Source organism: Dyella sp. S184 (assembly GCF_009766065.1).
Classification (GTDB): Bacteria; Pseudomonadota; Gammaproteobacteria; order Xanthomonadales; family Rhodanobacteraceae; genus Rhodanobacter.
Genome location: NZ_LMUE01000002.1, coordinates 290,832 through 313,909, shown reverse-complemented (window position 1 = coordinate 313,909; position 23,078 = coordinate 290,832). Strand labels below are relative to the sequence as shown.

The window sequence follows — 23,078 nt, the reverse complement described above, 5'->3', positions numbered from 1 at the left end:
GACGAGTCCGGCGGTTGCCCTGTTGTTCGATGACACCGAGCTGGGCGGCCAGTTGCGCGAGGCGCTGCATGAGCGCGGCGCGCGGATTGTCCATGAGGGCGGGGTTTCCAGCCTCAATCGGGAATTGCTGCACCAGGTGGGCGCCGATGTGCTGGTGGTCAATCTGGACGACAGCGCCGACGACGCGCTTGATCACCTGTACGAGTTGATCGATGGTGACCGCCCGCGGGTGGTTTTCAATGATGCGCAGGCCAGTCGCAAGTTGATCGGCTGGGATCGCGCGCGCTGGGCGCGGCATCTGGCAGTCAAGGTATTGGCTGTGGGCGATATCGATCCTCCTCGCCCGGAAGATGCACGCGTTATCGACGCGCCGCAGATCGAGCCGGAGGTAGCAACTGGCGTTGAGGCTGCTTATGCCGAAGCTCCGATGGAAGTTGCAGCAGAACCGGCAAAACTTTTCGCGGAAAATATTGAGGAACACGCGTCCCCGGTGGAGCCGGAGTCCATGCAGCAGGAGCCGGACTTCCTGTTGCACGATGACCACGAAGGTCAGCACGAGATGATCGCCAGCGCCGAATCGGAAAGTCTGGCGGCGGAACTGGAGGCGTTGCTGGCTTCTGGTGAATTGCCGGCTGACGATGAGGGCGAATTCGGCTCCGGGCCGAACTTCGACAGTGAAGCGGAATTCCCCCCGCTGCATGACGGCAACTTCGGTGCACACGTGCATGCTTCTCCAGCTGATCACGGTGCATTACATGCTGCCGTCGCGACGGGTAGCGCGCATTCGGATGTGGCGGCGGTGCAGTTCGATCAGTTGCAGCTAGTGTCATCGGACGATCCTTTGATCGCGACGATACCGACCTCGGCAATCGATCCTATTCCCACCAAAAGGGCGGTTGAATCCGTCAGTGCGCCGGTTGGCTGGGCCTTGCTGGATGACGATGCACTGATAGCCGAGCCTGCCAAAAACGATGCCAGAGCATTCGGCATCGAAAAGTTGAGTGCTGCCGATTTTCTCGCCCCGGATGTCGAACAGACTGCGCCTGGGATCGAGCCGGTGATGAGTCTCGAGCTGGTGTCGATGGAAGAGGCGATCGCTCCGAAGCCATATGTGCATACGCCTGATCACGAGATGATGCTTGACGAGCTGGGCAGCGCCTTGAGCCGGATCGTTCTGCTGGGAGCGGCCGTCAGTGGCGTGGACTCCGTTTGCACCTTTCTTGCCGCTTTGCCCGCGAGTTCACGAATGACCTTTCTGCATACGCAGCATTTAGGAGAACAGCAATCGGATGTGGCGCTGGTGGAGCGATTGGCCGCACATAGCCAGCTGCCGGTTCGGCTGGCCTTGCAAGGCGGCCGCGCCGCGCCTGGTGAGGTGCTGGTGGTGCCGGCAGGAAAGCAGGTGCTGCTGCGCCGGGACGGCAAGATCGAACTTCAGGCCATTGCTTCGGATCAGACACAAGACTCGTCGATCGACGCCAGCCTCACGATGGCGGCGAATGCCTTCGGTCGTGACGCGGTGGCGATCGTATTCGCTGGGCGGGCCAATGATGCCGTTGCGGGTTCGCAAGCGATCTATGATCGCGGTGGCCAGGTTTGGGTAGAGTCGTCGTCCGGTGAGCATTTTGCCGATATGGTCAGCGGCATTTTCGCCGAACGACTGGTCAGTTTTTCCGGTACGCCGCCTGAGTTGGCGGCGCACCTGATCGAGGTGTTTTCATGAGTGATCCGCTGCCGCGTGAAATTCGCTGCGTACTGGTGCCGGTGGGCAACCAGCGCCTGCTGTTGCCCAATGCCACCATCGCCGAAGTGGTTACCCAGAGCAAACCTGAGCCGGTAGCTGATGCGCCGGAGTGGCTGCTCGGGCGTATCGCCTGGCGTGGCTGGCGCGTACCGCTGGTGTCGTTCACGCAACTGGCCGGTACCGAAGAGGGTGATGCCGAGTTGAGCGTGCGCGTGGCCGTGCTGAAAGCGCTCGGCGGCAATCCAAAGCTGCCGTTCATCGCCGTGCTGACGCAGGGCTTTCCGCGCCTGACCACGTTGAACGCCGAGCTGATCATTCCTACCCATGATGGCAGCCCGCTGCCGGCGGGTGTGCGCGCCCAGGTGCTGGTTCGCGACGACGTCGCGCTGATCCCCGACCTGGAATGGATCGAGACGGAACTGCTCGGTCTGCTCGATCATGCAGATGCCCCAGAGCCGGTGGAGCCGGGCGAATTGTCCGAGTGATCTGAGTCGTCCGATACGTTAAGACTGAATCCGGTTTGAGCAGGCGATGACTTAGCCGTCGCCGTGCAATGCCTGCAGTGCAGCCAGAGCGGCCAGTCCGGCCGTCTCTGTTCGCAGAATGCGCGGGCCAAGCTGCAGCCCGGCGAAACCGGTGGCCGTCAACGCGCTGATATCGCGCTCACCGAGCCCACCTTCCGGCCCCACCACCAGCAAGCCGCCAGCTGAAGTAAAACGCAGCTCGCGGGACGAGCGTGTGGCTTCCGGCAGCAACGCCAGGCGCAACGCAGCATCCTCGGTCAAGCCATCCAACCACACCGATAGTGGTAGAGCCGGGGCGATCTCAGGCAACCGCGCGCGGCCGCTCTGCTCGCAAGCGCTGGCGGCCACCGCGCGCCAATGCGCCAGCCGCTTCTCGGTACGGGCAGGATCCAGCTTCACTTCCGATCGTTCGGTCAGCAACGGCACGATGCGCACCACGCCAAGCTCGGTCGCTTTCTGCACGATCAGATCCATCTTCTCGCCGCGTGCCACGCCCTGCGCCAAGGTCAACGGCAGCGGCGATTCGTTGGCGAGCTCATGCCGTGCATCCACCCGCACGATAACTTCACGTTTACCGACAGTCTGGATGGTGGCCGGATAGTCGCTACCGTCGCCATTGAACAGGGTCAGTGGATCGCCTGCAGCGAGGCGCAGTACGCGTGACACGTGCTCGCCAGCCTGTGCTGGCAACGCCAGTTCGGTATCAACGGCAAGCGGCAGGGCGACATGGATACGGATGGTGCGCATGCGGACGTCGCGATCATGCAAAACACAAGCATAGCGGAGGCGACGTGGCGCAGGCGCTCGAAGCGCAGCGGCTAGCCGGGTTAGCTGAATGCCAGCGAGATGCCCGTATGGCATGTCTTGCTTGTCGGCTGCGTTGGGGGCAGGATTAAGTAGCAGGTTATGCAGGCATCAACGAGGTGTACGTCATGCTCAAGACAACGGTCATTTCGCTCGCGCTGGTTGTCAGCTTGGGCGTCAGCGCACTGGCTGTCGCGCAGAGCGCGTCTGCGCAGGTAGCCAGCCCGAGTGACAACACGCCCTCCAGTCAAGCCGATGCTATGCAGGGTCATCAGGTTATCAAGCCGGGTGATCGCAATTGCATTCGCGATACCGGTAGCCTGATTCCAGCGAAGAAAGGGCAATGTCTGCAGGCGGCAACCGGCCGCAGCTATAGCCGGCAGGATCTGCAGAACACCGGTGCGATCAACAATGCGCAGGCCCTGCGCATGCTCGACCCATCCATTCACTGAAGCCGTGCTTCAGTGAGGCTGTGATAGGTGAGGCTGCAGTTCAGTCCTCTGTTGCGCGTTCGATGCCGGCAACCGCGACGTCCACCAGCAGGTCGATTTCGGCCTCGCTGACCACGTAGGGCGGCATGAAGTACACCACATCACCAAGTGGACGCAGCAGCGCGCCATGTTGCAGGCCATGCAGATAAACCTGCAGGCCACGCCGCTCCGCTGCTGGAAACGGGCGCCGTTTGGCCTTGTCGGCAACCAGCTCGATCGCCGCGATCATGCCGGTCTGGCGTACATCAGCGACATGCGGATGCTCGCGTAATGGCTCCAGGCGACGCGCCAGATGCGCGGCGAGCTGTCGATTGCGTTCGAGTACTGGTTCGTCGCAGAAAATTGCCAGTGTTTCCAGTGCCACCCGGCAAGCCAGCGGGTTTCCGGTGTAGCTGTGCGAATGCAGGAAGGCCTTGCCGGCGCTGTATTCCGCGTAGAACGCCTCATAGATCTGAGTGGTGGTGAGCACCGCCGACAGTGGCAGGAAGCCACCGGTCAGCCCCTTTGACAGGCACATGAAATCCGGTGATACGCCGGCCTGCTCGCAGGCGAACAGTGTGCCGGTACGGCCGAAGCCGACCGCGATCTCATCTGCGATGAAATGCACCGCGAACTCATCACAGAGCATGCGCAGGCCAGTCAGGTAACTGGGGTGATACATACGCATGCCGCCGGCGCATTGCACAAGCGGCTCGATGATCACGGCACAGGTCTCGTGGGCGTGACGCTCCAGTAGCGCGCGCATCTCGCCTAGACGACGCGTTGCCGTCTGCTCGGGCGATTCGCCCGGTTCACCCTCGTACGCATCCGGCGATGGTGCGAGGAATGGCGTCAGCAGCAGCGGTGCATAAGTCTTGCGGTACAGCGCTACGTCGCTCACCGACAGCGCACCCAGCGTTTCACCATGGTAACTGCCGCTGAGCGCGATGAAACGGGTCTTCTCACCATGCCCCTGATTGAGCCAGTAATGGAAGCTCATTTTTAGCGCCACTTCGATCGCCGCCGAGCCATTGTCGGCGTAGAACACGCGATCCAGCCCGGGCGGTGTGATGCGCACCAGCTCCTCGGCCAGCTCGATCGCTGGCTCATGGGTGAAGCCGGCAAAGATCACGTGCTCCAGCGTGCTCGCTTGTGCGGCCAGCGCGGCGGCGATGCGCGGATTGGCGTGGCCGAACAGGTTGGTCCACCACGAGCTGATGCCATCCAGATAGCGGCGGCCATCGGCGTCGATCAGCCACGCGCCTTCGCCACGTACGATTGGTACCATCGGGACGCTTTCGTGGTCATGCATCTGCGTGCAGGGATGCCAAAGGTGTTTCAGGTCGCGCACGGCGAGCGCGGCATTGCTGCTTGTGGGTATGGTCATCCGGCTATCATCGGCGCTCCACGAGGGGCACTCAAGCCCGAACACGGCTCATCCCGGAAATCGACATTTGAAGTACCTGCGAAAATGCCTGGTCGGCCTCGGTGTGCTGGTGCTGGCTGCAGCCCTGCTGCTGTGGTTTCTGCCGGTACGTTGGGTACTGCCGTGGATCGGGCCGCAACTGCACGGGTTGCGCCTGCAACAAGTGCAGGGCTTGCTGTGGGATGGCCAGGCCGGGCAGGTGATGACACCCACTGGTCGTCCGCTAGGACAGCTGCAATGGAAACTGTCGCGACGCGCGTTGTTCGGGGAAGTGCAAACGCAGTTGAACTTGCACGGAGCACCACTCGATTTTTCGGGCGAAATGCAGGGGCTTCCGGACCACCGGATTGAATGGCGTGGTGTGAACATTCGCGCCGAACTCGCGGCATTGCTGCCTCCAACAAACCTGCCGCTGGGCCAGCCGCGCGGCAAACTGCTTCTGAGGGTCGATCATGCCTTGCTGCAAGGCGGCTGGCCGCTGCAGCTGCAGGCGCAGGCAGAATGGAAGGGCGCGACCATGCATACGCGAAACGGTGACGTGGTCCTGGGCAATCTGCACGGGCAGGCACAGGCGCAGGAAGGCGTGATCCAGGCGCAATGGCACGATGATGGGCACGGCCCGCTGCAGGTCGATGGCCAGCTGCAACTGAGCCCGCTCGGCTGGCGGCTGGACGCGACACTGCATGCCCGACACACTGACCCGGCGTTACATCATTGGCTGGCCGGGCTGGGGCAGCCGGATGCTAAGGGCGATGTACATATCCAACGCAGCGGCGGACTGGCGGGTGCTTTGCCTGATGCGGCTGCCACCAACCAGGGCACGAAACCACCATGAATTCCGAGATGGCCGTGTCGGCACTGACTGCCGCACGCGAAGCGGCCGCTGCGGCCGCCGACGTGATCCGGCACTACTGGCACCGCGGGGTCGAAGTGGAGCTGAAACCCGATGCAACGCCGGTGACGGTCGCCGATCGCGAGGCCGAGCGCGTGATCCGGCAGATCCTGCAGGCGGCGTTGCCGCAGGCGGCGATCTATGGCGAGGAGTTTGGACTCGAAGGCGAGCGCGGTGGCCTGTTGTGGCTGGTCGATCCGCTCGACGGCACCAAGAGCTTCGTGCGACGCACGCCGTTCTTCTCCACCCAGATTGCCTTGATGGATGGCAACGAGCTGGTGCTCGGCGTATCCAGTGCACCGATCTACGGCGAGACGATGTGGGCCACCGCCGGCGGCGGCGCATGGCTCGACGGCGAGCGTGTACGGGTAGCGGAGACCAACGCGATCAGCGAGGCATCGATTTCCACCGGCAACGTCAAGACGCTGACCGCCGATGCACGCTGGGATGCGCTCGGTGTGCTGATCCGCGACAGCAATCGCATCCGCGGCTACGGCGACTTCTGTCATTACCACCTGCTGGCCCGTGGCTCGCTGGATCTGGTGATCGAGTCGGACGTGAATATCCTCGACATCGCTGCGCTGGCGGTGATCGTGCGCGAGGCCGGTGGTGTGTTCACCGATCTGGAGGGCGCAGCATTGACGCTGGACACACGCAGCGTACTGGCCGGTACGCCGGCGATACACCCACAGGCGTTACAGCGGTTGCGCAGGGATGCCGGCACGGTGCCATGATCGCCTGCGTCGTGGCGGCCGCCGCGCTAGAATGGCCGGATGCGCAAGCCACCGATCATCCATGCCACGCGTGACGTCGACAACAGCCACTTCCTGCATGTCGAGCAGCTCGATCTGGAATTCTCCAACGGCGAACGCCGCACCTACGAGCGTCTGAAGGGCGGTGGCCTGGGTGCGGTGATCATCGTGCCGATGCTCGACGACGAGACCGTGCTGCTGGTGCGCGAATACGGTGCCGGCGTCGGCCGTTATGAGCTTGGCCTGCCGAAGGGCCGGCTGGATCAGGACGAGACAGCCGAGCAGGGCGCCGAGCGCGAGCTGAAGGAAGAGATCGGCTACGGCGCGCGTCGGCTGAAGATTCTGCACAACCTGTCGCTGTCGCCCTCGTACATGACGCATATGGCACATGTGGTGCTGGCACAGGATCTGTATCCCGAGCGACTGGTCGGTGATGAACCCGAGGAGCTTGACGTGGTGCCATGGAAAATGTCCGAACTGCATACCTTGCTTGGTCGCGATGACGTGACCGAAGGGCGCTCGATCGCCGCGTTGTTCATGGCCCGCGAGTACCTCGCCGGGCGCTTTCAGCGCGCATGAGCACGCCTCCTGCGTTTGCACGGCAGATTGGTGAGATTGCCCGCGCTGCCGGCGAAGCCATCCTGGCGATCTATCACAGCGACTTCGCGGTGCAGACCAAGGCGGACGCTTCGCCATTGACGGCGGCGGACCTGGCGGCGCAGCAGGTCATCATGACCGCGCTGGCCAAGCTTGAGCCGGTGCTGCCAGTGTTGTCGGAAGAGGCCAAGGCGCTGGCCTGGTCCGAGCGTCAGCACTGGTCGCGTTACTGGCTGGTCGATCCGCTCGATGGCACCCGCGAATTCGTGAAGCGCAACGGCGAGTTCACCGTCAACATCGCATTGATCGACGATCACCAGTCCGTGCTGGGCGTGGTGCTGGCGCCGGTGACTGGCGAGTTGTATATCGCCGAGCAAGGCCATGGTGCATGGCTGCAGGCCCAAGCTGGTGGCGACTGGCAACGTATCGAGGCGCGTGTGCTGGCGCAGCCGCCGGTAATGGCTGGCAGCCGCTCGCACGGCAGCCTGCAGGATTCAATGTTGCAGGCTTTGCTCGGCGCCGAGCATAAGCTGGTGCCGCTGGGTTCCTCGTTGAAGTTCTGTCTGATCGCACGTGGTGGCGCAGACGTCTATCTGCGCCTCGGCCCGACCAGCGAATGGGATACCGCTGCTGCGCAATGCGTGTTGCAGGAAGCTGGCGGTGCGGTGATGGACTTGCAAGGGCGCGTGTTCCGCTACAACCGCGGCGAATCGCTGCTCAATCCCGAGTTCATCGCCGTCGGCGACCCTTCGGTTGACTGGGCTGCGCGGTTGCGCGCGGCTGGTTGTGAATGATCCGGTGAGCGACGATCGCCGCTATAGCCTCGATGACCTGCTCGCCATCATGGCGCGCCTGCGCGATCCCGAGCGCGGTTGTCCGTGGGACGTGCAGCAGGATTTCGCTTCGATAGCACCGTACACGATCGAGGAGGCCTACGAGGTCGCCGATGCGATCGACCGCGGCGATTTCGATGACCTGCGCGACGAGCTGGGCGATCTGCTGCTGCAGGTGGTGTTCCATGCACAGATGGCGAAGGAGGCCGGATTGTTCGATTTTGCCGATGTCGCCGATGCGATCAGCAGCAAGATGCGCCGCCGCCATCCGCATGTGTTCGGTGACGTGCGCTATGCCGGCGTCGAGGCGCAGAAGCAGGCGTGGGAAGACATCAAGGCGGCCGAACGCGCCAGCAAGGGCGAGCCGGCCGATCCCAGCGCACTGGCCGGTATTTCATCGGGATTGCCGGAATGGAAGCGCGCGCTGAAATTGCAGCAGCGGGCGGCCAGCACGGGTTTCGACTGGACCGATCCGCAGCCGGTGCTGGCCAAGCTGGCCGAGGAAGTGGGAGAGGTACGCGCCGAGTTCGCAGACGGTGCCGATCCGGCGCGGCTGGAAGATGAAATCGGCGACGTGCTGTTCGTGATGGTGAACCTGGCGCGTCATGCCAAGGTCGATTTCTCGCGTGCGCTGCGCCATGCCAACGCGAAGTTCGAGCGGCGCTTCCGGCAGATGGAGCAACTGGCGACGGCCGAGGGCGGCGCGTTCAGCGAGCGTACGCTCGCCGAACAGGAGCAGTTGTGGCAATGCGCCAAGGCGATTGAGCGCGAGTCCTGAAACTGCGTGATGCCGCGCCATGGTTGCAACCCTTTGGCTGCCAGCGGCATCTCATGCCTTGTCGATCATCCAAGGAACTCACCATGCGCCGTCTTTTTGCCGCAGCCCTGTTGCTGGCCCCATTCGCCGCCTTCGCCGCCACTTCGTGCAAGTACGAAGCGCCGCGTAATCTGCAGCTCGATCTGGCGGGGGTTCGCGCCGTGCAGATCGAAGTGCATAACCAGACTCTGCACCTGATTGGCAACCTCAGTGAGAAGGGCCTGACGCTCAACGGCCGTGCCTGCGCTTCGGACAAGTCGGCGCTGGAGAATTTGCAGGTCACCCAGCGACGCGAGGGTGATCAGCTGCTGCTCGACATCGGTGGCGATAACCACTTCAGCTTCAGCCTGTTCGGCAACTCCTACGCAAATCTCGAGGTCACCGTGCAGCTGCCGGCTAGCCTGCCGGTGACAGTCAGCGTTGGTTCCGGCGATGCCGACGTTAGTGGCGTGCAGCAGTTGCAAAGCAACGTCGGTTCGGGTGATCTGCACGTGCACCAGGTGTCCGGCAAATTCGCTACCAGCGTTGGCTCGGGTGATGTGGATGCGACCGATATCGGCAGTCTGGATCTGGGTTCGGTTGGTTCTGGGGATTTCAAGGCTACAGGCGTCACGGGCGATGCCAGGGTCGGCAGCGTCGGCTCGGGTGATGTGGTGCTGCGCAAGGTTGGTGGTAGCGTGCATGCCGACACGCTGGGTTCCGGTGACTTCACCGTAAGCGATGTGGCTGGTGATTTCAGCCTCGGTGCCAAGGGCAGCGGCGACGTCAAGCATTCCGGCGTGAAGGGCAAGGTCAGCGTGCCGCACGACGACGATGACTGATATGGCGGGATCCTCAACCCAGCCAGCACCAGGCCAGATACACCAGCGGCGCGCATATCAGCAGGAATGGAATCGACACCAGATGCAGTAGCCGCAGGCCGCCTGGTTGTTTCGCCAGACGCAACGCGATCAGGTTCGCCAGCGAACCGATCGCCAGGCCGAAGCCGCCCACGTTTACCGCAACTGCCAACGCAATCGCATCGGGCGTGCGGTCGAGCAGCAACACCGTCGCTGGCACATTGCTGATCAATTGCGAAATGATGATGCCGCTGGCATACAGGATCGGCGGTTGGCGGAAATCGAGCTGATCCAGCCCGTGCCGTATCAAGGGCAGTTCAGCGAAGTGCCCCAGCCCCAGAAAGATCGCCGCAAAGGTGAGCAGCAACAGCCAGTCGATCCGCGCCAGGCTCGAACGTGCCAGCAGGGCGAACAGCACCAGCAGCAGCGCGGCACCCAGCGGCGCCCGGTGGTATTCCATCAGCAGCACCATGCCGGCCAGGGCGGCTGTCGACCATACGCCGAGCCGGCCGGAAGTCACCTGGCCATCGATCTTCTCTGGCGCCAGTTCGATCCGGTCGCGCGGCAGCCATAGCCAGGTGAACGCTGCCACCAGCGTGTACATTACGGCCGCCGCTGGCAGCATCGCCAGAGTGAAATGCAGGAACGGCATCGACGAGTGCTGCCATAGCAGCAGGTTCTGCGGGTTGCCGATCGGGCTCAGGGTGGAGCCCGCGTTCACCGCCAACGCCTCCAGCACCACCATGCGCAGCACCGGCAGGTTCGACATGCCGCCAATCGCCAGCGTCAGCGGCACGATCAGGAACAGGCTGACGTCGTTGGTCAGCACCATCGACAGCAATGCCGTCGCCGTTACCAGCAGCAAGCCGAGGCTGCGCAGCGAATGCGCGCGCGCTATCACCGCGACCGCTGCGTGCTGCACCAGGCCGCTGTCGCGGATGCCCTGGATCGCGATCAACAAGCCCATCAGGCCGGCCAGCGTGGGCAACTGCAGCCAGCGCTGGTATTTCGCCAGCGGCTGTGGGTCGAGCAGGGCCAGCGCGATCGTCAACGCACCGAACAGCAGCAACAGCCATTCGGCCTGCAGCTTCTGCATCCATGACGATGAGGTTGCGGGTGAAGCGTCCGCGTCACGCATGCGTCAGCAACCGGCTGGCATGCACGTCACCACTCGCTGAGTCCCTCGATCTCGTAGAGCTTCTGCCAGCTTGGGCGTGCGCGTACAAGATCGGCAAGTCTTTTCAGCGCGGGCCACTCAGTCACTGGACGTGGCATGTTGCGCGACCAGCGCATCAGCATGGTCAGCAGCAGGTCGGCGCCGGAAAATTCCTTGCCCAGCAGATACGGTCCATGCGCGGCGAGTTGTGCATCGAGCAGATCCCATACACCTTCGATCTTGCGCTGCAGGGCAGCGCGCACTTCTGGTGTGTGCTCCGCAGCACCCAGCTCTGGTGGATAGAACCAGAAGCGATACGTCGACATCAGCGTATTGCTGAGATAGACGATCCACTGCTGCCACGCCTCGTGCTCCGGTGTGCCTGTCGGTGGTGCCAGCTTCGCTTCCGGGTGACGCTCGGCCAGCACCATCAGCAATGCCGCCGACTCCGACAGGGGGCGGCCATCGATCACCAGGGTCGGCACCACGCCGCGCGGATTGAGCTTCAGGTAGTCCGGATCGTGCTGCGCCTTCGTATCGAAATCGACCAGCCGCAATTCATGCGGTGCACCGATCTCCAGCAGCGCTAGGTGCACCACCATGCTGGCGGTGCCGGGGGAGTAGTAAAGCGCGTACATGAAGCCTCCGTCAGAGTGCGGGATGGCGTGATCTTGGCGGTGGTTCATCCTTCCCGCAACAACCGCATCGGCGAGGTGTGGGTCACCTTCCGTGTCCCAGCCAGCCCCAGCAGCATGACCACGAAGGCGGCAGCGAGCGCAGCGAGCGCGAGCGGCCACAGCGGTGGCACGAAGCCATCGATATGGAACACCGCGTGGCTCAGCCACAGCCCGGCACCGGCAGCGCCGATCGCAGCGGTGATGCCGGCGATCAGACCGAGCAGCGCGAATTCGCAGGCCGCGGCGACGCGCAGTTGATTTCGGCGTGCGCCGAGCGTGCGTAGCAGTGCGGCTTCATGGCGTCGTTCGGCCGCACTGGCGGCCAGCGCGGCCGCTAGCACCAACGCACCGGCGAGCAGGCTGAAGCCGAGGATCCAGCGTACGGCGTTGCCGACGCGGTCGACGATCTCGCGCACGCGGTCGAGCAGCGAGTCGACATCGATCAGGCTGAGGTTGCTGTAGTCGCGCGACAACTGCGCCAACTGGTTGGCATGGCCGCGCGGCAGGTAGAAGCTGGCCAGCCAGGTATGCGGCAGGTTGCCGGCATGATCCGGGTCGAGCAGCAGGAAGAAGTTGACCCGGAATGAGCTCCAGTCGACCTTGCGGATGCTGCTGATCCGAGCGTCGATGCTGCCTTCGCCGACGTTGAAGCTCAGCGTGTCACCGATCTTCAACGCGAACATGTCGCGCCACATGGTGTCGATCGAGACCTCGGCCTGGGGTGGATGTGCTTCCTCCCACTGGCCAGCGATCACCTCATTGCTGGGTGGCAATGCGCTGGCCCATGACAAGCGCAGCTGGCGATCGGCCGAATCTTTGGCGCGCTCATCGGCGAAAGTGATCGTATTGACCGGCTTGCCATTGATGGCCGTGAGCTTGCCCACGGCCAGCGGCATCATGTTGAGTTTGCCGCCACCAATGCCGGCGAGTGCTTTCTCGAAGCCGGCGCGCTGGTCGCCCTGCAGATTCAGGGCGAACCAGTTCGGCGTATCCGGCGGCAGCTCCTGGCGCCAACCCTGCAACAGTGCCGGTGCCACGACGGCGAGCAGCAACAGCGCGCACAGGCCCAGACTGAGCGCGGTCGCCTGGATCAGGCTCAGCGTCCGTCGTCGCGCCAGCGCAGCGAGACCGAGCCGCAAGGCCGGATGCGCGCCGGGCGCCACGCGCCGGGCAACCCACAGCAGCAATGCAGCCAGCAAGGCTGCGACCGCCGCGACACCGGACAGGCTGATGGCGAGAATGCCGGCCAGCTTGAGCGAGTGGCTCTGGCTCCAGATCAAAGCCAGCGCGACCAGCATGGGAATCAGATACAAGGCATCGAAACGCCGTGCCCGCCGCGTCACGCTCTGGCGGAATACGGCTACCGGAGGCACCTCGGCCAGCCGTACCAGCGGCGGCAGGGCAAAGCCGATCAGCACGGCGATGCCCATCGCCGCGGCGGCAAACGATGGTGCCAGCGGGAGCACGGTCGGCACGCTGCTGAACAACTGGCTGGCGAGCAACCACGCCAGCTGCGACAGCCCCAGCGCCAGCAGTAGGCCGAGTGCTGTTGCGGGCAGGGCGAGAGCGCCCAGCGTGCCGAGCAGCAGGCCCAGCACGCGTCGTCGCGAGGTACCCAGCGCGCGTAGCAGGGCCACTTCGGCAGTCTTGCGCCGTGCGTAGCGTTGCGCGGACAGCGCGATGGCCACACCAGCCAGCAGTGCCGACAGCAGCGCGGTCAGACGCAGGAAGGCACCGGCCCGATCGAACGCCGTGCGCATGCGTTCCTGAGTCTGCTCCGGCGTGATCAGTTCGGCGCCCTGCGGCAACGCGGTCGATTGCGCCCAGTCGCGCCAGCCTTGGACCGCCGCTGGCTCACCGGCCAGCAGCAGTCGATGGTGCGCACGGCTGCCGACGCCGAGCAGGCCGGCCTGTTCGGCGTCGGCCAGATTCATCAGCGCACGCGGTGCCAGCGCGAGCAGCTCGCCGCCGTCCGGCTGGCGCAGCAGCTCGGCGGCAATGGTCAGTTCACGGCCGCCGAGCTGCAGCTGCTGGCCGATCTCGAGATTCAATGCGACCAGGGCGCGATGATCGAGATAGATCTCGCCCGTCGCCGGTGCGTGGCCGTTGCGTGAGTGGCCGGCGGCATCGCCCAACTCCAGCGTGCCACGCAGTGGATAGTGCTGGTCACTGGCCTGCACATCGAGCAGCTGGGTTTGCTGATGAGCAAACGCCACGCTGGGAAAGCTCGCGGTGTTGGTCATGCTCAGGCCGTGTCGGCTTGCCTCGGTGGCAAAGGTGTCCGGCAAGGTCTGCGGCGACTCGATACCGATGTCGCCGCCGATCAACTCGGCCGCGCTGGCCAGCATGCCGCGTTCGATCCGCACTGCCAGCGTAGCGACCACGCCCAGCGCGACGACGGCCAGTACCAGCGAGGCAGCCAGGGTGCGCAGCTCCGGCAGGTGCCATTCACGGCGCAGGCTGCGCAGAGCGAGCAGCAGGAGCTTCATGCTTGCGCGCTCGCAGCAGGCAGTACGACGCGGCCTTCTTCCAGTTCGATCCGCCGATCGCAGCGTGCGGCCAGCGTCGCATCGTGGGTCACTAGCACCAGGGTGGTGTGGTGATCGCGGTTGAGTGCAAACAGCAGGTCGCAGATGTGATGACCGGTGCGCTGGTCGAGGTTGCCGGTGGGCTCGTCGGCAAAAAGCACGCGCGGACCATGCACGAAGGCGCGGGCGATCGCCACGCGTTGCTGCTCGCCGCCGGAAAGCTGGGCCGGATAGTGTCGTCGTCGCGGAGTCAGCCCCACTGCATCGAGTGCGGCGCGTGCCCGCAGGCGAGCATCGACGCTGCCTTCAAGTTCCAGCGGCAGCATCACGTTTTCTTCGGCGGTGAGTGCCGGCAGCAGGTGGAACGACTGGAACACGAAGCCGACCAGCCGCCGGCGCAGGTCCGCGCGCGCCTCCTCATCCAGTTGTTCCAGCGCATGGCCGTCAAGCTTGATGCGGCCGCTGCTCGGTGTGTCCAGCCCGGCCAGCAGGCCGAGCAGGGTGGTCTTGCCGGAGCCGGAGGCGCCGACGATGGCGAAGCTCTCGCCGGGCAGGATCTGCAGGCTGACCTCGTGCAGGATGTCGAGTCTTCCCTCGGGGCCGCTGACCGACTTGCTAACATCGCAGGCTTCGAGAAGTGGACGGGAAGAATCACTCATGCGTCGGTGCCTTTGGTTATTGATACTTCTGTGCGGCATCGGCAGCGCCCAGGCGGCGCCACCGAAAACCGTGCTGGTGCTGGGTGACTCGTTGTCCGCCGCGCACAACATACCGATCGAGTCCGGCTGGGTGCATCTGCTGGATGCGTGTCTAGGCAACATGGTGCCGAAGTGGGCCGCGGTCAATGCCAGCATCAGTGGCGAGACCTCATTGAGCGGCCGCAACCGCTTGCCGGCGTTGCTGCAGAAATACCATCCGGCGGTGCTGGTGCTTGAGCTGGGCGCCAACGATGGCTTGCAGGGACTTTCGCTGCCGGCCTTGCGCGACAACCTCACGGCGATGATCGACATGGCGCAGCAGGCGAAGGCAAGGGTGCTGCTGATCGGCATCGAGCTGCCGGTGAACTACGGCCCGCAGTACCGCGATGGCCTGCGCGCGGTCTATACGGAGCTGGCCCAGACCAAGCACACCGCACTGGTGCCGTTCTTGCTCGATGGCGTTGCGCTTGACCCTGCGCTGATGCAGGACGACGGCCTGCATCCGGTCGCCAGCGCGGAGCCGAAGGTGCTCGACACCGTGTGGAAGCAACTGCAACCGCTGCTGCAATGAGCGTAAGCCCGAACGTGTTCTGAACCGCCGGCGGCCCATTTCACGCGACGGTCACCCCGTAGGCGGTTAGATCTTCACATATGTGAAATCAAAGAGGCGGGGACGATTATGACGATGCATGACGAGCAAGCGGGACTGATTCTTCTGGTTGAGGACAATCGCCAGATCGCGGAGATGGTTGGCGAATTTCTCGAACGGCGCGGTTATTCGGTTGACTATGCCGCCGATGGGGTCAGTGGCCTGCATCTGGCGGTGTCCAACAGCTACGACGTGATCGTGCTGGACCTGATGCTGCCTGGCTTGGATGGCTTGGAGGTCTGCCGCAAGCTGCGCAAGGAAGCGAAGAAATCCACCCCGGTACTGATGCTGACCGCGCGCGACACGCTGGACGACAAGCTGGTTGGCCTCGAGGCTGGCGCCGATGATTATCTGGTGAAACCCTTCGAGGTGCGCGAGCTGGAAGCACGCTTGCGTGCCCTGATCCGCCGCGACCGTCGCCAGGTTTCTACCGAAGTGCTCACGGTCGGTGACATGACGCTGGATACCGCCACGCTGCGGTTGACCCGCGAAGGCCAGGAGCTGGTGGTGTCACCGATCGGCCTGAAGTTGCTGGCGATCCTGATGCGCGAGTCGCCGCGAGTGGTCAGCCGGCGCGATATCGAACGCGAGATATGGGGCGATACATTGCCCGACTCGGATACCTTGCGCTCGCATCTGTACAACCTGCGCCGAGTCATAGACAAACCCTTCGCACGGCCCCTGTTACACACCATCCATTCGGCCGGCTACCGCCTCGCGGACCTTGAGTCGGAGGTGGCGTCGACCGTCCAGACAGCGTGAAGCTGGAACGGTGAAAGATGGTCATGGATAGCAGGGTCAAAGCAGTCACTTTTCGAGTGGGTGCCTTTCGCCGGCGCATCGCGTGGGTGTTCGGGCTGCAATTGCTTGCGGTGGCGATCATCTGCGTGATGGGCATCTACAACGTCGCGCCGACGGCAGCAGTGATCGCGGCGATCGTGATTACGACCATGCTCGCCTGGTTCGCCACCCGCCGTGAGTGGCGGCCGGTGCGTGCGCTGGCGCGGCTGGTCAGCAGCTGGGATGGCCAGCAATCCGACCTGGAGGCATTGCACCTGGACCAGCTGTCCACCCACAGCGATGCCGATGTCGCCTCGCTGGCACGTGGACTGCAGGGTTTTGCCGCACGCATTGCCGGTTACAACCAGCGCGAACGCAACTTCACCCGTGATGCCAGCCATGAGCTGCGCAGTCCGCTCACCGTCATCAAGATGTCGGTCGATATGCTGGCCGAAGAAGAGGGCATCAGCGAGTTCGGCGCCCGATCGATGCGCCGGATCAAGCGTGCCACGCTGGAGATGGAGGCGCTGGTCGAGGCGCTGCTGATTCTCGCGCGTGAGTCTGATGTCGGTCTCGACAGCGAGCGATTCATCGTCAACGACGTGCTGCGACTGGAGCTGGAATCTGCCCGCGAATTGTTGGTCGGCCGTCCGATCGAGCTGCAGCTGGAGGAGCCAGCCCGCTTTGCCCTGCAGGGGTCATCAAGGGTATTTTCAGTGTTGTGCTGGCAACTGATTCGCAATGCCTGCCAGCAGACCGAGCAGGGTCGCGTGGTAATCACTGTATTGCCAGGCGCGGTGAGCGTGAGCAACCACGCAGATCCGGCGATCCCCGGCGATACGTCCCGTCCATTGCGCACACATGGTGCGGATCGGCATGGTTTTGAACTGGCAATCGCTCAGCGTATCAGCGAGCGTTTTGCGTGGCCGCTGGAATTGCAGACACGGACCGGGCATCAAAATATCGCCCGAATCCGTTTTCCGCACCCACTGCCGGCCGAAGTGCCACGGGATTCGGTGCAAACAACGTAAGGGCCATCACGGCGACCCGCCCAGTGTGCGATCGATTCAGTGCTGGCTGTAGCTCACCAGCTCCATCACCATGTCGCCGCCATCGTGCTGGGACAGTTTTACCGGCAGCAGGTAACGATCCGGCGCATACCACGCACTGAAACCGCGCTCGGCGTCGGTGCGATCGACCCGCACGGCATTGAAGCTGCCGGCGGGGACCTTGACGGTTTCCTTGCCGGTTACCTTGAAGTTCTGCGTCTGCACGCCCTGCCGCACGGCAACCGGCAATGCGATCTGCTGCTGGCCATCGCGCAAGGCCAGTCCCAATGCCAGTGGCGTGGTGTTGCGCTCGACCATGCCGGGAACGGCCGCATACGTGCTGGGGCCCTTGCCTTCGTCGACGGTTACCTGCTGTTTCGCCCAGTTGACCAGCATTTGGCGCTGTTTGTTCTTGCCGGCCATCTGCCGCTGATAGTTGTAGCTGACCGCTTCAGGTACATCGCCTTTCCAGTGGAATCGCGAGGTTTCTTTCGTGCTGGCGCCCAGCATGGCGGCAAGACCAGCGGTGCCCTGCACATCCTCGCTGTAGTTCCATTCGCCGTTGCCGGCGGCGCGCAGGGTGATAGTGGCGACACCCAGTGGCTCGCCACCTTGCGACACGTTGTAGTGGGCGGTAAAGCTGGTGGGCGTGGCGGCGAAGGCAGCCTGACTGCCAAACAGCAGGCCGAGGCCGAGAAGAGGGGCGAGCAGGGGTCGGATAGTCATGCGTCGAGTCTGCCGGCGCGGGGCTGAACGGTGGATCACTCCGCTGACAGCAGGCTGTGATCGCCCAAGTCCAGCGGGGCCAGCAGTGGCTGGCCATCGAACTGCGCGGCGTGGTCATTCCATTGCAGCCGCTGGCTGGTCAGCAGGCGCAGCACCGCCGGCAGCAATTGGTGCTCCAGGGGCAGCAGTCGCTGTGCCAGCTGGTGCTCATCGTCGCCGGCTTCGATCGCGAGGCGTGCCTGTGCGATCACCGGGCCACCATCCAGCTCGGCGGTGACGAAGTGCACGCTGGCGCCATGTTCGCGATCACCGGCTTCCAGTGCACGGCGATGGGTATGCAGGCCGCGGTATTTCGGCAGCAACGAGGGATGGATGTTGATCATCCGGCCAACCCATGGCGCCAGTGCCTCGCCGTCGAGGATGCGCATGAAGCCGGCCAGCACCAGCCACTCCGCACCGCTGGCGGTGATGCGGGCGAACAGGTCCAGATCGAATGCGCGCCGATCCGGATAGCTGCGCGGATCGAGTGCCAGCGTGGGGATGCCGGCTGCTTCAGCCAGGCGCAGCGCGCCAGCGGTCGCCTTGTCGCTGCCGACCAGCGCGAAATCGACCGGCAGTTCGCCGCGCGCGCGCACATCGAGCAGCGCGGCAAGATTGCTGCCGCGCCCGGAGGCGAGCACGGCGACGCGGGGCAGTGGTGCGGTCATCGAGAACGAGCCGGCAGGGTCAGCCGATCCGCACGCGTTCGTCGCCCTGTGCGGGCACGACGGCACCGATCACCGAGCTGGCCAGTCCGTGCTTCGCCAGCAGCGCGGAGGCTGCAGTGACGGCATCGCGCGGCAGGATCACGGTGAAGCCGATGCCGCAGTTGAACGTGCGCCACATTTCCTCGCGCGCCACGTTGCCCTCGCGCATCAGCCAGTCGAACACCGGCGGCAGCACGATCGTGCTGGCATCCAGTGCGATGCCGAGGCCGTCCGGCACCACGCGGATGATGTTTTCCTTGAGGCCGCCACCGGTGATGTGGGCCATGCCGTGTACCGAAATTGAAGAGTCCGCACATCCATGTGCGGGATTTTGCGAGGGACTCGCATTCAATTTCAGCAGCTCAAGCATCGACTTCACGTAGATCGTGGTCGGCGCCATCAGCGCGTCGGCCAGCTTCACGCCACCGAGGTCGAGGTCCAATGGGCTGCCGGCGCGCTCGAGAATCTTGCGGACCAATGAATAGCCGTTCGAGTGCGGACCCGACGAGGCCACGCCGAGGATCACGTCCCCGGCGACGATTGCGTCGCCGCTGAGCATCTGCGACTTCTCAACGGCACCGACGGTGAAACCGGCCAGGTCGTATTCACCCGGCGGGTACATGTCCGGCATCTCAGCGGTCTCGCCGCCGATCAGTGCGCAGCCTGCCAGTTCACAGCCCTTCGCGATGCCACCGACCACGGCGACCGCGGTATCCACATCCAGTTTGCCAGTGGCGAAGTAGTCGAGGAAGAACAGCGGCTCGGCACCCTGCACCAGCACATCGTTGACGCACATGCCGACCAGGTCGATGCCGATCGTGTCGTGCCGGTTGAGAACCTGTGCCAGTTTCAGCTTGGTGCCGACGCCATCCGTGCCGGATACCAGCACGGGTTCCTTATAGCGGCCAGACAGGTCGAACAGGCCACCGAAGCCGCCCAGTCCACCCATGACCTCGGGACGGAAGGTGCGCTTGACCAGCGGTTTGATGCGTTCGACCAGCGCATTGCCAGCGTCGATATCGACGCCAGCGGCGCGGTAGGTGAGGGCGTCAGACATGGCGAAAACCGGCATGGATTAAACGCGCAAGTTTAGCAGCTTGTGGAAGGCTTGCTGATCCGCATGGGTGGCCATGAGACGGCTTCGATGGACGCTGGGGGCGCGATTGGGCAGACTTCCCCGGAGCTTTCCCCAGAAGATACCCACGTCCATGCGCCTGTCACGCCTGTTGATCGTCACCTTGCTGCTGGGTTTTGCCATGCTGCCGTCGCTGCATGCGCAAACCTCCGGCTCGCCCTATTCGGTCACGGTGCCGGTCACCGACACCAACGACACCCAGCGCAACCTGGCGTTCGCCACCGCACTCGGGCAGGTACTGACACGGGTTGCGGGTGGGCAGGACCTGCGCAGCAATGCCGGTTATGCCGATGCGGTGGGCAACGCCGGCTCGATCGTGCAGAAATTCCAGTACCAGCGCACCGCGACCGGACTGGCGCTGGCCGTGGACTTCGAGCCAGGCTCGGTACGTCGGCTGGTGGCGCAGCTGGGTGTAGCCAGCGCTGGCATCAAACCGGCGGTCTTGCTGCTGGTGCAAGGCACGGACGGTGGCCTGTTCGACCAGGCCGCACTCGCCAGTCTGGCTTCGGCAGCGGCGGCACGCGGCACCAACGTCACCTACCCCGAGACAAGCAGCACACCGGACATGGCGAAGCTTGCTGCGGCTGATCCGGCCGCGCTGGCAGCGGTCAACCAGCAATACCACACTGGTCTGGTACTGCTCGGCAAGCTGCATGCGGGGGGTGCCGACTGGACGCTGATTTCCGGCGGCCAGGCACAGCACTGGAGCAGCCAGGGCGCCACCGAGGACACGTTGCTGGGTACGGCCGGTAACAGCATGGTCGATCGCCTCGGCAAGCAGCTCAATGTGGTCAGCGCCAGCGTCACCGACGGCAAGCTGTGGGTGAGCGGGCTGACATCGGCGATGGATTACGCGGACCTGCTGGCCATCCTGCGTGCCGACCCGTCGGTGCGCCAGGTGATGACCCTGGGTGCTGATAACGACGGCGTGCTGCTGTACGTCAAGGCAGCCCTGCCGATGAGCGGACTGGCTGCGAACCTCGCCGCCGGCGGTCGCCTGCTGCTGCAGAGTGAGCCGCATGAGGGCGCCGACGCCAACCTGCGCTGGGTATCGGGGCACTAGGGTGAATCACGACAAGCACACTTTCCGGCGCTGGCAGCTGTTCGCCATCGCGGCGGTCATCGTCTACCTGATCTGGCTGCTGTCGCCGGTGCTTATGCCGTTCGCGGTCGCTGCCATGCTGGCTTATCTGGGCGATCCGCTGGCCGATCGACTGGAGCGGCTTGGGCTGAACCGTGCCTGGGCGGCCACGATCGTGTTCATGGTGTTGATGGTTGTGCTGGTTGGCGTGCTGTTGCTGCTGATTCCGTTGATCGCGCGGCAGGTCGAGAACGTGATCGAAAATCTGCCGCGCTACGGCGAATGGGCGCAGGGCACTGCGTGGCCGTGGCTGCAGGCACGCCTGCATCTGGATCCGCGCATGTTCGACAGCGATCGCCTGCTGGCCGCGATCAAGGCGCATCTGGGCTCGATCGGCGGGGTGGTCTCGACGGTGCTGGGCAAGGTGTCGCGCTCCGGGCTCGGCATCGTGATGTGGATGACCAACCTGGTGCTGATCCCGGTGGTGGCGTTCTACCTGCTGCGTGACTGGGACCGGCTGGTGGCCAAGATCGACGGCATGTTGCCGCGCTCGATCCAGCCCACGATTGCCCATCTGGCGCGCGAGTCCGACAAGGTACTCGGTGCGTTCGTGCGTGGCCAGCTACTGGTGATGCTGGCGCTGGGCGTGTTCTACGGTGCCGGGCTGACCCTGGTTGGACTGAGCGTGGGTCCGCTGATCGGCATGGTCGCCGGCCTGCTCAGCTTCGTGCCTTACCTGGGCTTCATCGTCGGTTTTGTCGCCGCGATCATCGCCGCGCTGGTGCAATATGGCGACTGGACGCACGTGCTGCTGGTATGTGGCGTTTTCGTGGTCGGCCAGTTACTGGAAGGCTATGTGCTGGTGCCCAGGCTGGTCGGTGAAAAAATCGGCCTGCACCCGGTGGCGGTGATTTTCGCGGTGCTGGCGGGTGGTTCGCTGTTCGGTTTCCTCGGCGTGCTGCTGGCGCTGCCGGCGGCCTCGGTGATCATGGTGTTGCTGCGCTACCTGCTCGAACGCTACCGGATGAGCGAGCTGTACAACGAGGAGGGGCCAGACGATCCGGTCATCGCCGAAGTGGACGTCACCGTGCATCGCGACGGTGAGGTCGAGACCACGGTCATGCCGCCCAAGGATGATCGGGCCGCCCCATGATTCCGCAGTTGCCGCTTGCCCTGCGCTGGCCCCGTCGCCAGCGCTTCGAACATTTCCACGCCGGTGCCAACGCCGCTACGCTGGCCGCGGTGCAGGCCTTGGCGCTTGAACCTGGCGCAGCTTGGGTTTACCTGCATGGCGCCAACGGCAGCGGCCGCAGTCATCTGCTGATGGCGGCGTGCCAGGCAGCGAACGCTGCCGGAAGGCGCGTGCAATACCTGCCATTGGCAACGATTGCCGATCATGCGGCGGCGTTGCGCGGCGTGGCCGGCAGCGAGTTGCTGGCGCTGGATGATCTCGGCGCGATCGCCGGCAACCGCGAAGCCGAGCACGCGCTATTCGATCTCTACAACCGCGCCCGCGCCGAAGGTAGCGGGTTGCTGTTCGCTGCCGATACCACGCCGACCCAGTTGGGTATCGGCCTGCCCGACTTGCGCTCGCGTCTCGGCGCCTGCACCCAATTCGCGCTGAAGCCGCTTGATGATGACGAACGCCGCGTCGTGCTGAAAGCGCAGGCGGCCTCACGTGGCATCGAATTGGACGACGGCGTGCTGGATTGGTTGTTCGCGCGTTATGCGCGTGATCTGGGCGCGTTGCTCGATTTGCTGGACAAGCTGGATGTGGCGTCGTTGGCGGCGCAACGGCGAATTACCATTCCGTTTTTACGTAGTGTATTGCGAGATGGCGGCCCGGAGTCATCTTGATGGGCTGAGCGTGATTAGCCCGGAGACCGGGTTCGGGAATGAGTCGATGTCGAAACATTTCCTGCGAGCGGCTCAGCTGGGTTTCCTTGCGATAGGAGCACTCGTTGCCGATGTGTTCTTGCTTGGCTGCCAAAGCAACATCATTTGGTGATTATATCTACGCGCGTAATTCCAAGCATCGATCTTGATCTGATGTTCTTGTGGGCTGCATGACACATCGTTGCTATCGATCGTTCGAAGTCCGTACCCGGACTCGTCAGGATTACCAGCCAGTCCGGGAACCGCCAGCCCGACACCG

The 23,078-nt window shown here is 64.0% G+C and carries 24 protein-coding genes; 15 read left to right on the top strand and 9 right to left on the bottom strand.

Going from position 1 to position 23,078, the window contains the following annotated elements; all coding sequences use genetic code 11:
* The first annotated feature begins 52 nt into the window (after positions 1–52).
* Positions 53–1,723, top strand: coding sequence for a chemotaxis protein CheB (locus GSQ75_RS01365; protein ID WP_254058398.1), 1,671 nt, complete (start codon positions 53–55; stop codon positions 1,721–1,723).
* A complete protein-coding gene (locus GSQ75_RS01360; RefSeq protein WP_158752752.1) occupies positions 1,720–2,229 on the top strand; it encodes a chemotaxis protein CheW in 510 nt (169 codons plus the stop codon). Before GSQ75_RS01365 ends, GSQ75_RS01360 begins: the two co-directional genes overlap by 4 nt.
* Before the next feature lie 51 nt (positions 2,230–2,280).
* On the opposite strand, the gene GSQ75_RS01355 is transcribed toward GSQ75_RS01360, so the two are convergent.
* On the bottom strand, positions 2,281–3,015 hold the full coding sequence (locus tag GSQ75_RS01355) for a 16S rRNA (uracil(1498)-N(3))-methyltransferase (protein WP_158752751.1): 735 nt from the start codon (positions 3,013–3,015) through the stop codon (positions 2,281–2,283).
* 185 nt (positions 3,016–3,200) lie between these two features.
* On the opposite strand from GSQ75_RS01355, the gene GSQ75_RS01350 reads away from it, so the two are divergent.
* The gene (locus GSQ75_RS01350; RefSeq protein ID WP_158752750.1) at positions 3,201–3,524 is read left to right on the top strand and encodes a hypothetical protein; all 324 of its coding nucleotides are present in this window, start codon (positions 3,201–3,203) and stop codon (positions 3,522–3,524) included.
* A 40-nt stretch (positions 3,525–3,564) separates the two neighbouring features.
* Here the strand turns inward: GSQ75_RS01350 and GSQ75_RS01345 are convergent, their stop codons facing one another.
* The gene (locus GSQ75_RS01345; RefSeq protein WP_158752749.1) at positions 3,565–4,929 is read right to left on the bottom strand and encodes an adenosylmethionine--8-amino-7-oxononanoate transaminase; all 1,365 of its coding nucleotides are present in this window, start codon (positions 4,927–4,929) and stop codon (positions 3,565–3,567) included.
* Between the two features lie 67 nt (positions 4,930–4,996).
* Between GSQ75_RS01345 and GSQ75_RS01340 the strand changes: the two genes are divergently transcribed.
* The 6 genes from GSQ75_RS01340 (at position 4,997) to GSQ75_RS01315 (ending at position 9,680) form a co-directional block, all read left to right on the top strand.
* Positions 4,997–5,803, top strand: coding sequence for a type II secretion system protein N (locus GSQ75_RS01340; protein WP_158752748.1), 807 nt, complete (start codon positions 4,997–4,999; stop codon positions 5,801–5,803).
* Positions 5,800–6,594: an inositol monophosphatase family protein gene (locus GSQ75_RS01335; RefSeq protein ID WP_158752747.1), complete on the top strand. Its 795-nt coding sequence runs from the start codon at positions 5,800–5,802 to the stop codon at positions 6,592–6,594. Before GSQ75_RS01340 ends, GSQ75_RS01335 begins: the two co-directional genes overlap by 4 nt.
* Positions 6,595–6,633: 39 nt before the next feature.
* Positions 6,634–7,191 carry an ADP compounds hydrolase NudE gene (nudE, locus tag GSQ75_RS01330; protein ID WP_158752746.1) on the top strand — a complete coding sequence of 186 codons (558 nt, stop codon included), beginning with the start codon at positions 6,634–6,636 and terminating at the stop codon, positions 7,189–7,191.
* Positions 7,188–8,003: a 3'(2'),5'-bisphosphate nucleotidase CysQ gene (gene cysQ / locus GSQ75_RS01325; RefSeq protein WP_158752745.1), complete on the top strand. Its 816-nt coding sequence runs from the start codon at positions 7,188–7,190 to the stop codon at positions 8,001–8,003. The genes nudE and cysQ overlap by 4 nt, the downstream gene beginning before the upstream one ends.
* A 4-nt stretch (positions 8,004–8,007) precedes the next feature.
* Entirely contained in the window at positions 8,008–8,820 is an 813-nt protein-coding gene (mazG, locus tag GSQ75_RS01320; protein WP_158752744.1) for a nucleoside triphosphate pyrophosphohydrolase, read from the top strand.
* Positions 8,821–8,903: 83 nt separating this feature from the next.
* The gene (locus GSQ75_RS01315; RefSeq protein WP_158752743.1) at positions 8,904–9,680 is read left to right on the top strand and encodes a DUF4097 family beta strand repeat-containing protein; all 777 of its coding nucleotides are present in this window, start codon (positions 8,904–8,906) and stop codon (positions 9,678–9,680) included.
* A 13-nt stretch (positions 9,681–9,693) separates the two neighbouring features.
* Here GSQ75_RS01315 and GSQ75_RS01310 read toward each other — a convergent pair whose 3' ends face one another.
* From GSQ75_RS01310 to GSQ75_RS01295, 4 genes are read right to left on the bottom strand one after another with little or no spacing between them, the layout of a single operon-like run.
* Positions 9,694–10,836 (bottom strand): SLC13 family permease, encoded by a 1,143-nt coding sequence (locus GSQ75_RS01310; RefSeq protein ID WP_158752742.1) that lies wholly within the window; start codon positions 10,834–10,836, stop codon positions 9,694–9,696.
* Between the two features lie 26 nt (positions 10,837–10,862).
* A complete protein-coding gene (locus GSQ75_RS01305) occupies positions 10,863–11,492 on the bottom strand; it encodes a glutathione S-transferase family protein (RefSeq protein WP_158752741.1) in 630 nt (209 codons plus the stop codon).
* A 44-nt stretch (positions 11,493–11,536) separates the two neighbouring features.
* Positions 11,537–14,020 carry an FtsX-like permease family protein gene (locus GSQ75_RS01300; protein WP_158752740.1) on the bottom strand — a complete coding sequence of 828 codons (2,484 nt, stop codon included), beginning with the start codon at positions 14,018–14,020 and terminating at the stop codon, positions 11,537–11,539.
* The gene (locus GSQ75_RS01295) at positions 14,017–14,718 is read right to left on the bottom strand and encodes an ATP-binding cassette domain-containing protein (protein WP_158752739.1); all 702 of its coding nucleotides are present in this window, start codon (positions 14,716–14,718) and stop codon (positions 14,017–14,019) included. Before GSQ75_RS01295 ends, GSQ75_RS01300 begins: the two co-directional genes overlap by 4 nt.
* On the opposite strand from GSQ75_RS01295, the gene GSQ75_RS01290 reads away from it, so the two are divergent.
* The 3 genes from GSQ75_RS01290 (at position 14,717) to GSQ75_RS01280 (ending at position 17,217) form a co-directional block, all read left to right on the top strand.
* Positions 14,717–15,328, top strand: a complete 612-nt coding sequence (locus tag GSQ75_RS01290) for an arylesterase (protein WP_158752738.1) — start codon at positions 14,717–14,719, stop codon at positions 15,326–15,328. The genes GSQ75_RS01295 and GSQ75_RS01290 overlap by 2 nt on opposite strands.
* A gap of 108 nt (positions 15,329–15,436) precedes the next feature.
* Positions 15,437–16,168 carry a response regulator transcription factor gene (locus tag GSQ75_RS01285; RefSeq protein ID WP_158752737.1) on the top strand — a complete coding sequence of 244 codons (732 nt, stop codon included), beginning with the start codon at positions 15,437–15,439 and terminating at the stop codon, positions 16,166–16,168.
* A 23-nt stretch (positions 16,169–16,191) separates the two neighbouring features.
* Positions 16,192–17,217 carry a HAMP domain-containing sensor histidine kinase gene (locus GSQ75_RS01280; protein WP_158752736.1) on the top strand — a complete coding sequence of 342 codons (1,026 nt, stop codon included), beginning with the start codon at positions 16,192–16,194 and terminating at the stop codon, positions 17,215–17,217.
* 36 nt (positions 17,218–17,253) lie between these two features.
* Here GSQ75_RS01280 and GSQ75_RS01275 read toward each other — a convergent pair whose 3' ends face one another.
* The 3 genes from GSQ75_RS01275 to purM are packed head-to-tail and all read right to left on the bottom strand — an operon-like array spanning position 17,254 to position 19,764.
* Positions 17,254–17,961, bottom strand: coding sequence for a DUF3108 domain-containing protein (locus GSQ75_RS01275; RefSeq protein WP_158752735.1), 708 nt, complete (start codon positions 17,959–17,961; stop codon positions 17,254–17,256).
* A gap of 35 nt (positions 17,962–17,996) precedes the next feature.
* Positions 17,997–18,668 carry a phosphoribosylglycinamide formyltransferase gene (gene purN, locus GSQ75_RS01270; protein WP_158752734.1) on the bottom strand — a complete coding sequence of 224 codons (672 nt, stop codon included), beginning with the start codon at positions 18,666–18,668 and terminating at the stop codon, positions 17,997–17,999.
* 19 nt (positions 18,669–18,687) lie between these two features.
* Positions 18,688–19,764, bottom strand: coding sequence for a phosphoribosylformylglycinamidine cyclo-ligase (purM, locus tag GSQ75_RS01265; RefSeq protein WP_158752733.1), 1,077 nt, complete (start codon positions 19,762–19,764; stop codon positions 18,688–18,690).
* A 151-nt stretch (positions 19,765–19,915) separates the two neighbouring features.
* Between purM and GSQ75_RS01260 the strand changes: the two genes are divergently transcribed.
* From GSQ75_RS01260 to hda, 3 genes are read left to right on the top strand one after another with little or no spacing between them, the layout of a single operon-like run.
* The gene (locus tag GSQ75_RS01260) at positions 19,916–20,905 is read left to right on the top strand and encodes a DUF2066 domain-containing protein (RefSeq protein WP_158752732.1); all 990 of its coding nucleotides are present in this window, start codon (positions 19,916–19,918) and stop codon (positions 20,903–20,905) included.
* Between the two features lies 1 nt (position 20,906).
* A complete protein-coding gene (locus tag GSQ75_RS01255; protein WP_158752731.1) occupies positions 20,907–22,076 on the top strand; it encodes an AI-2E family transporter in 1,170 nt (389 codons plus the stop codon).
* Positions 22,073–22,780, top strand: coding sequence for a DnaA regulatory inactivator Hda (gene hda, locus GSQ75_RS01250; RefSeq protein ID WP_158752730.1), 708 nt, complete (start codon positions 22,073–22,075; stop codon positions 22,778–22,780). Before GSQ75_RS01255 ends, hda begins: the two co-directional genes overlap by 4 nt.
* Positions 22,781–23,078: the final 298 nt, after the last annotated feature.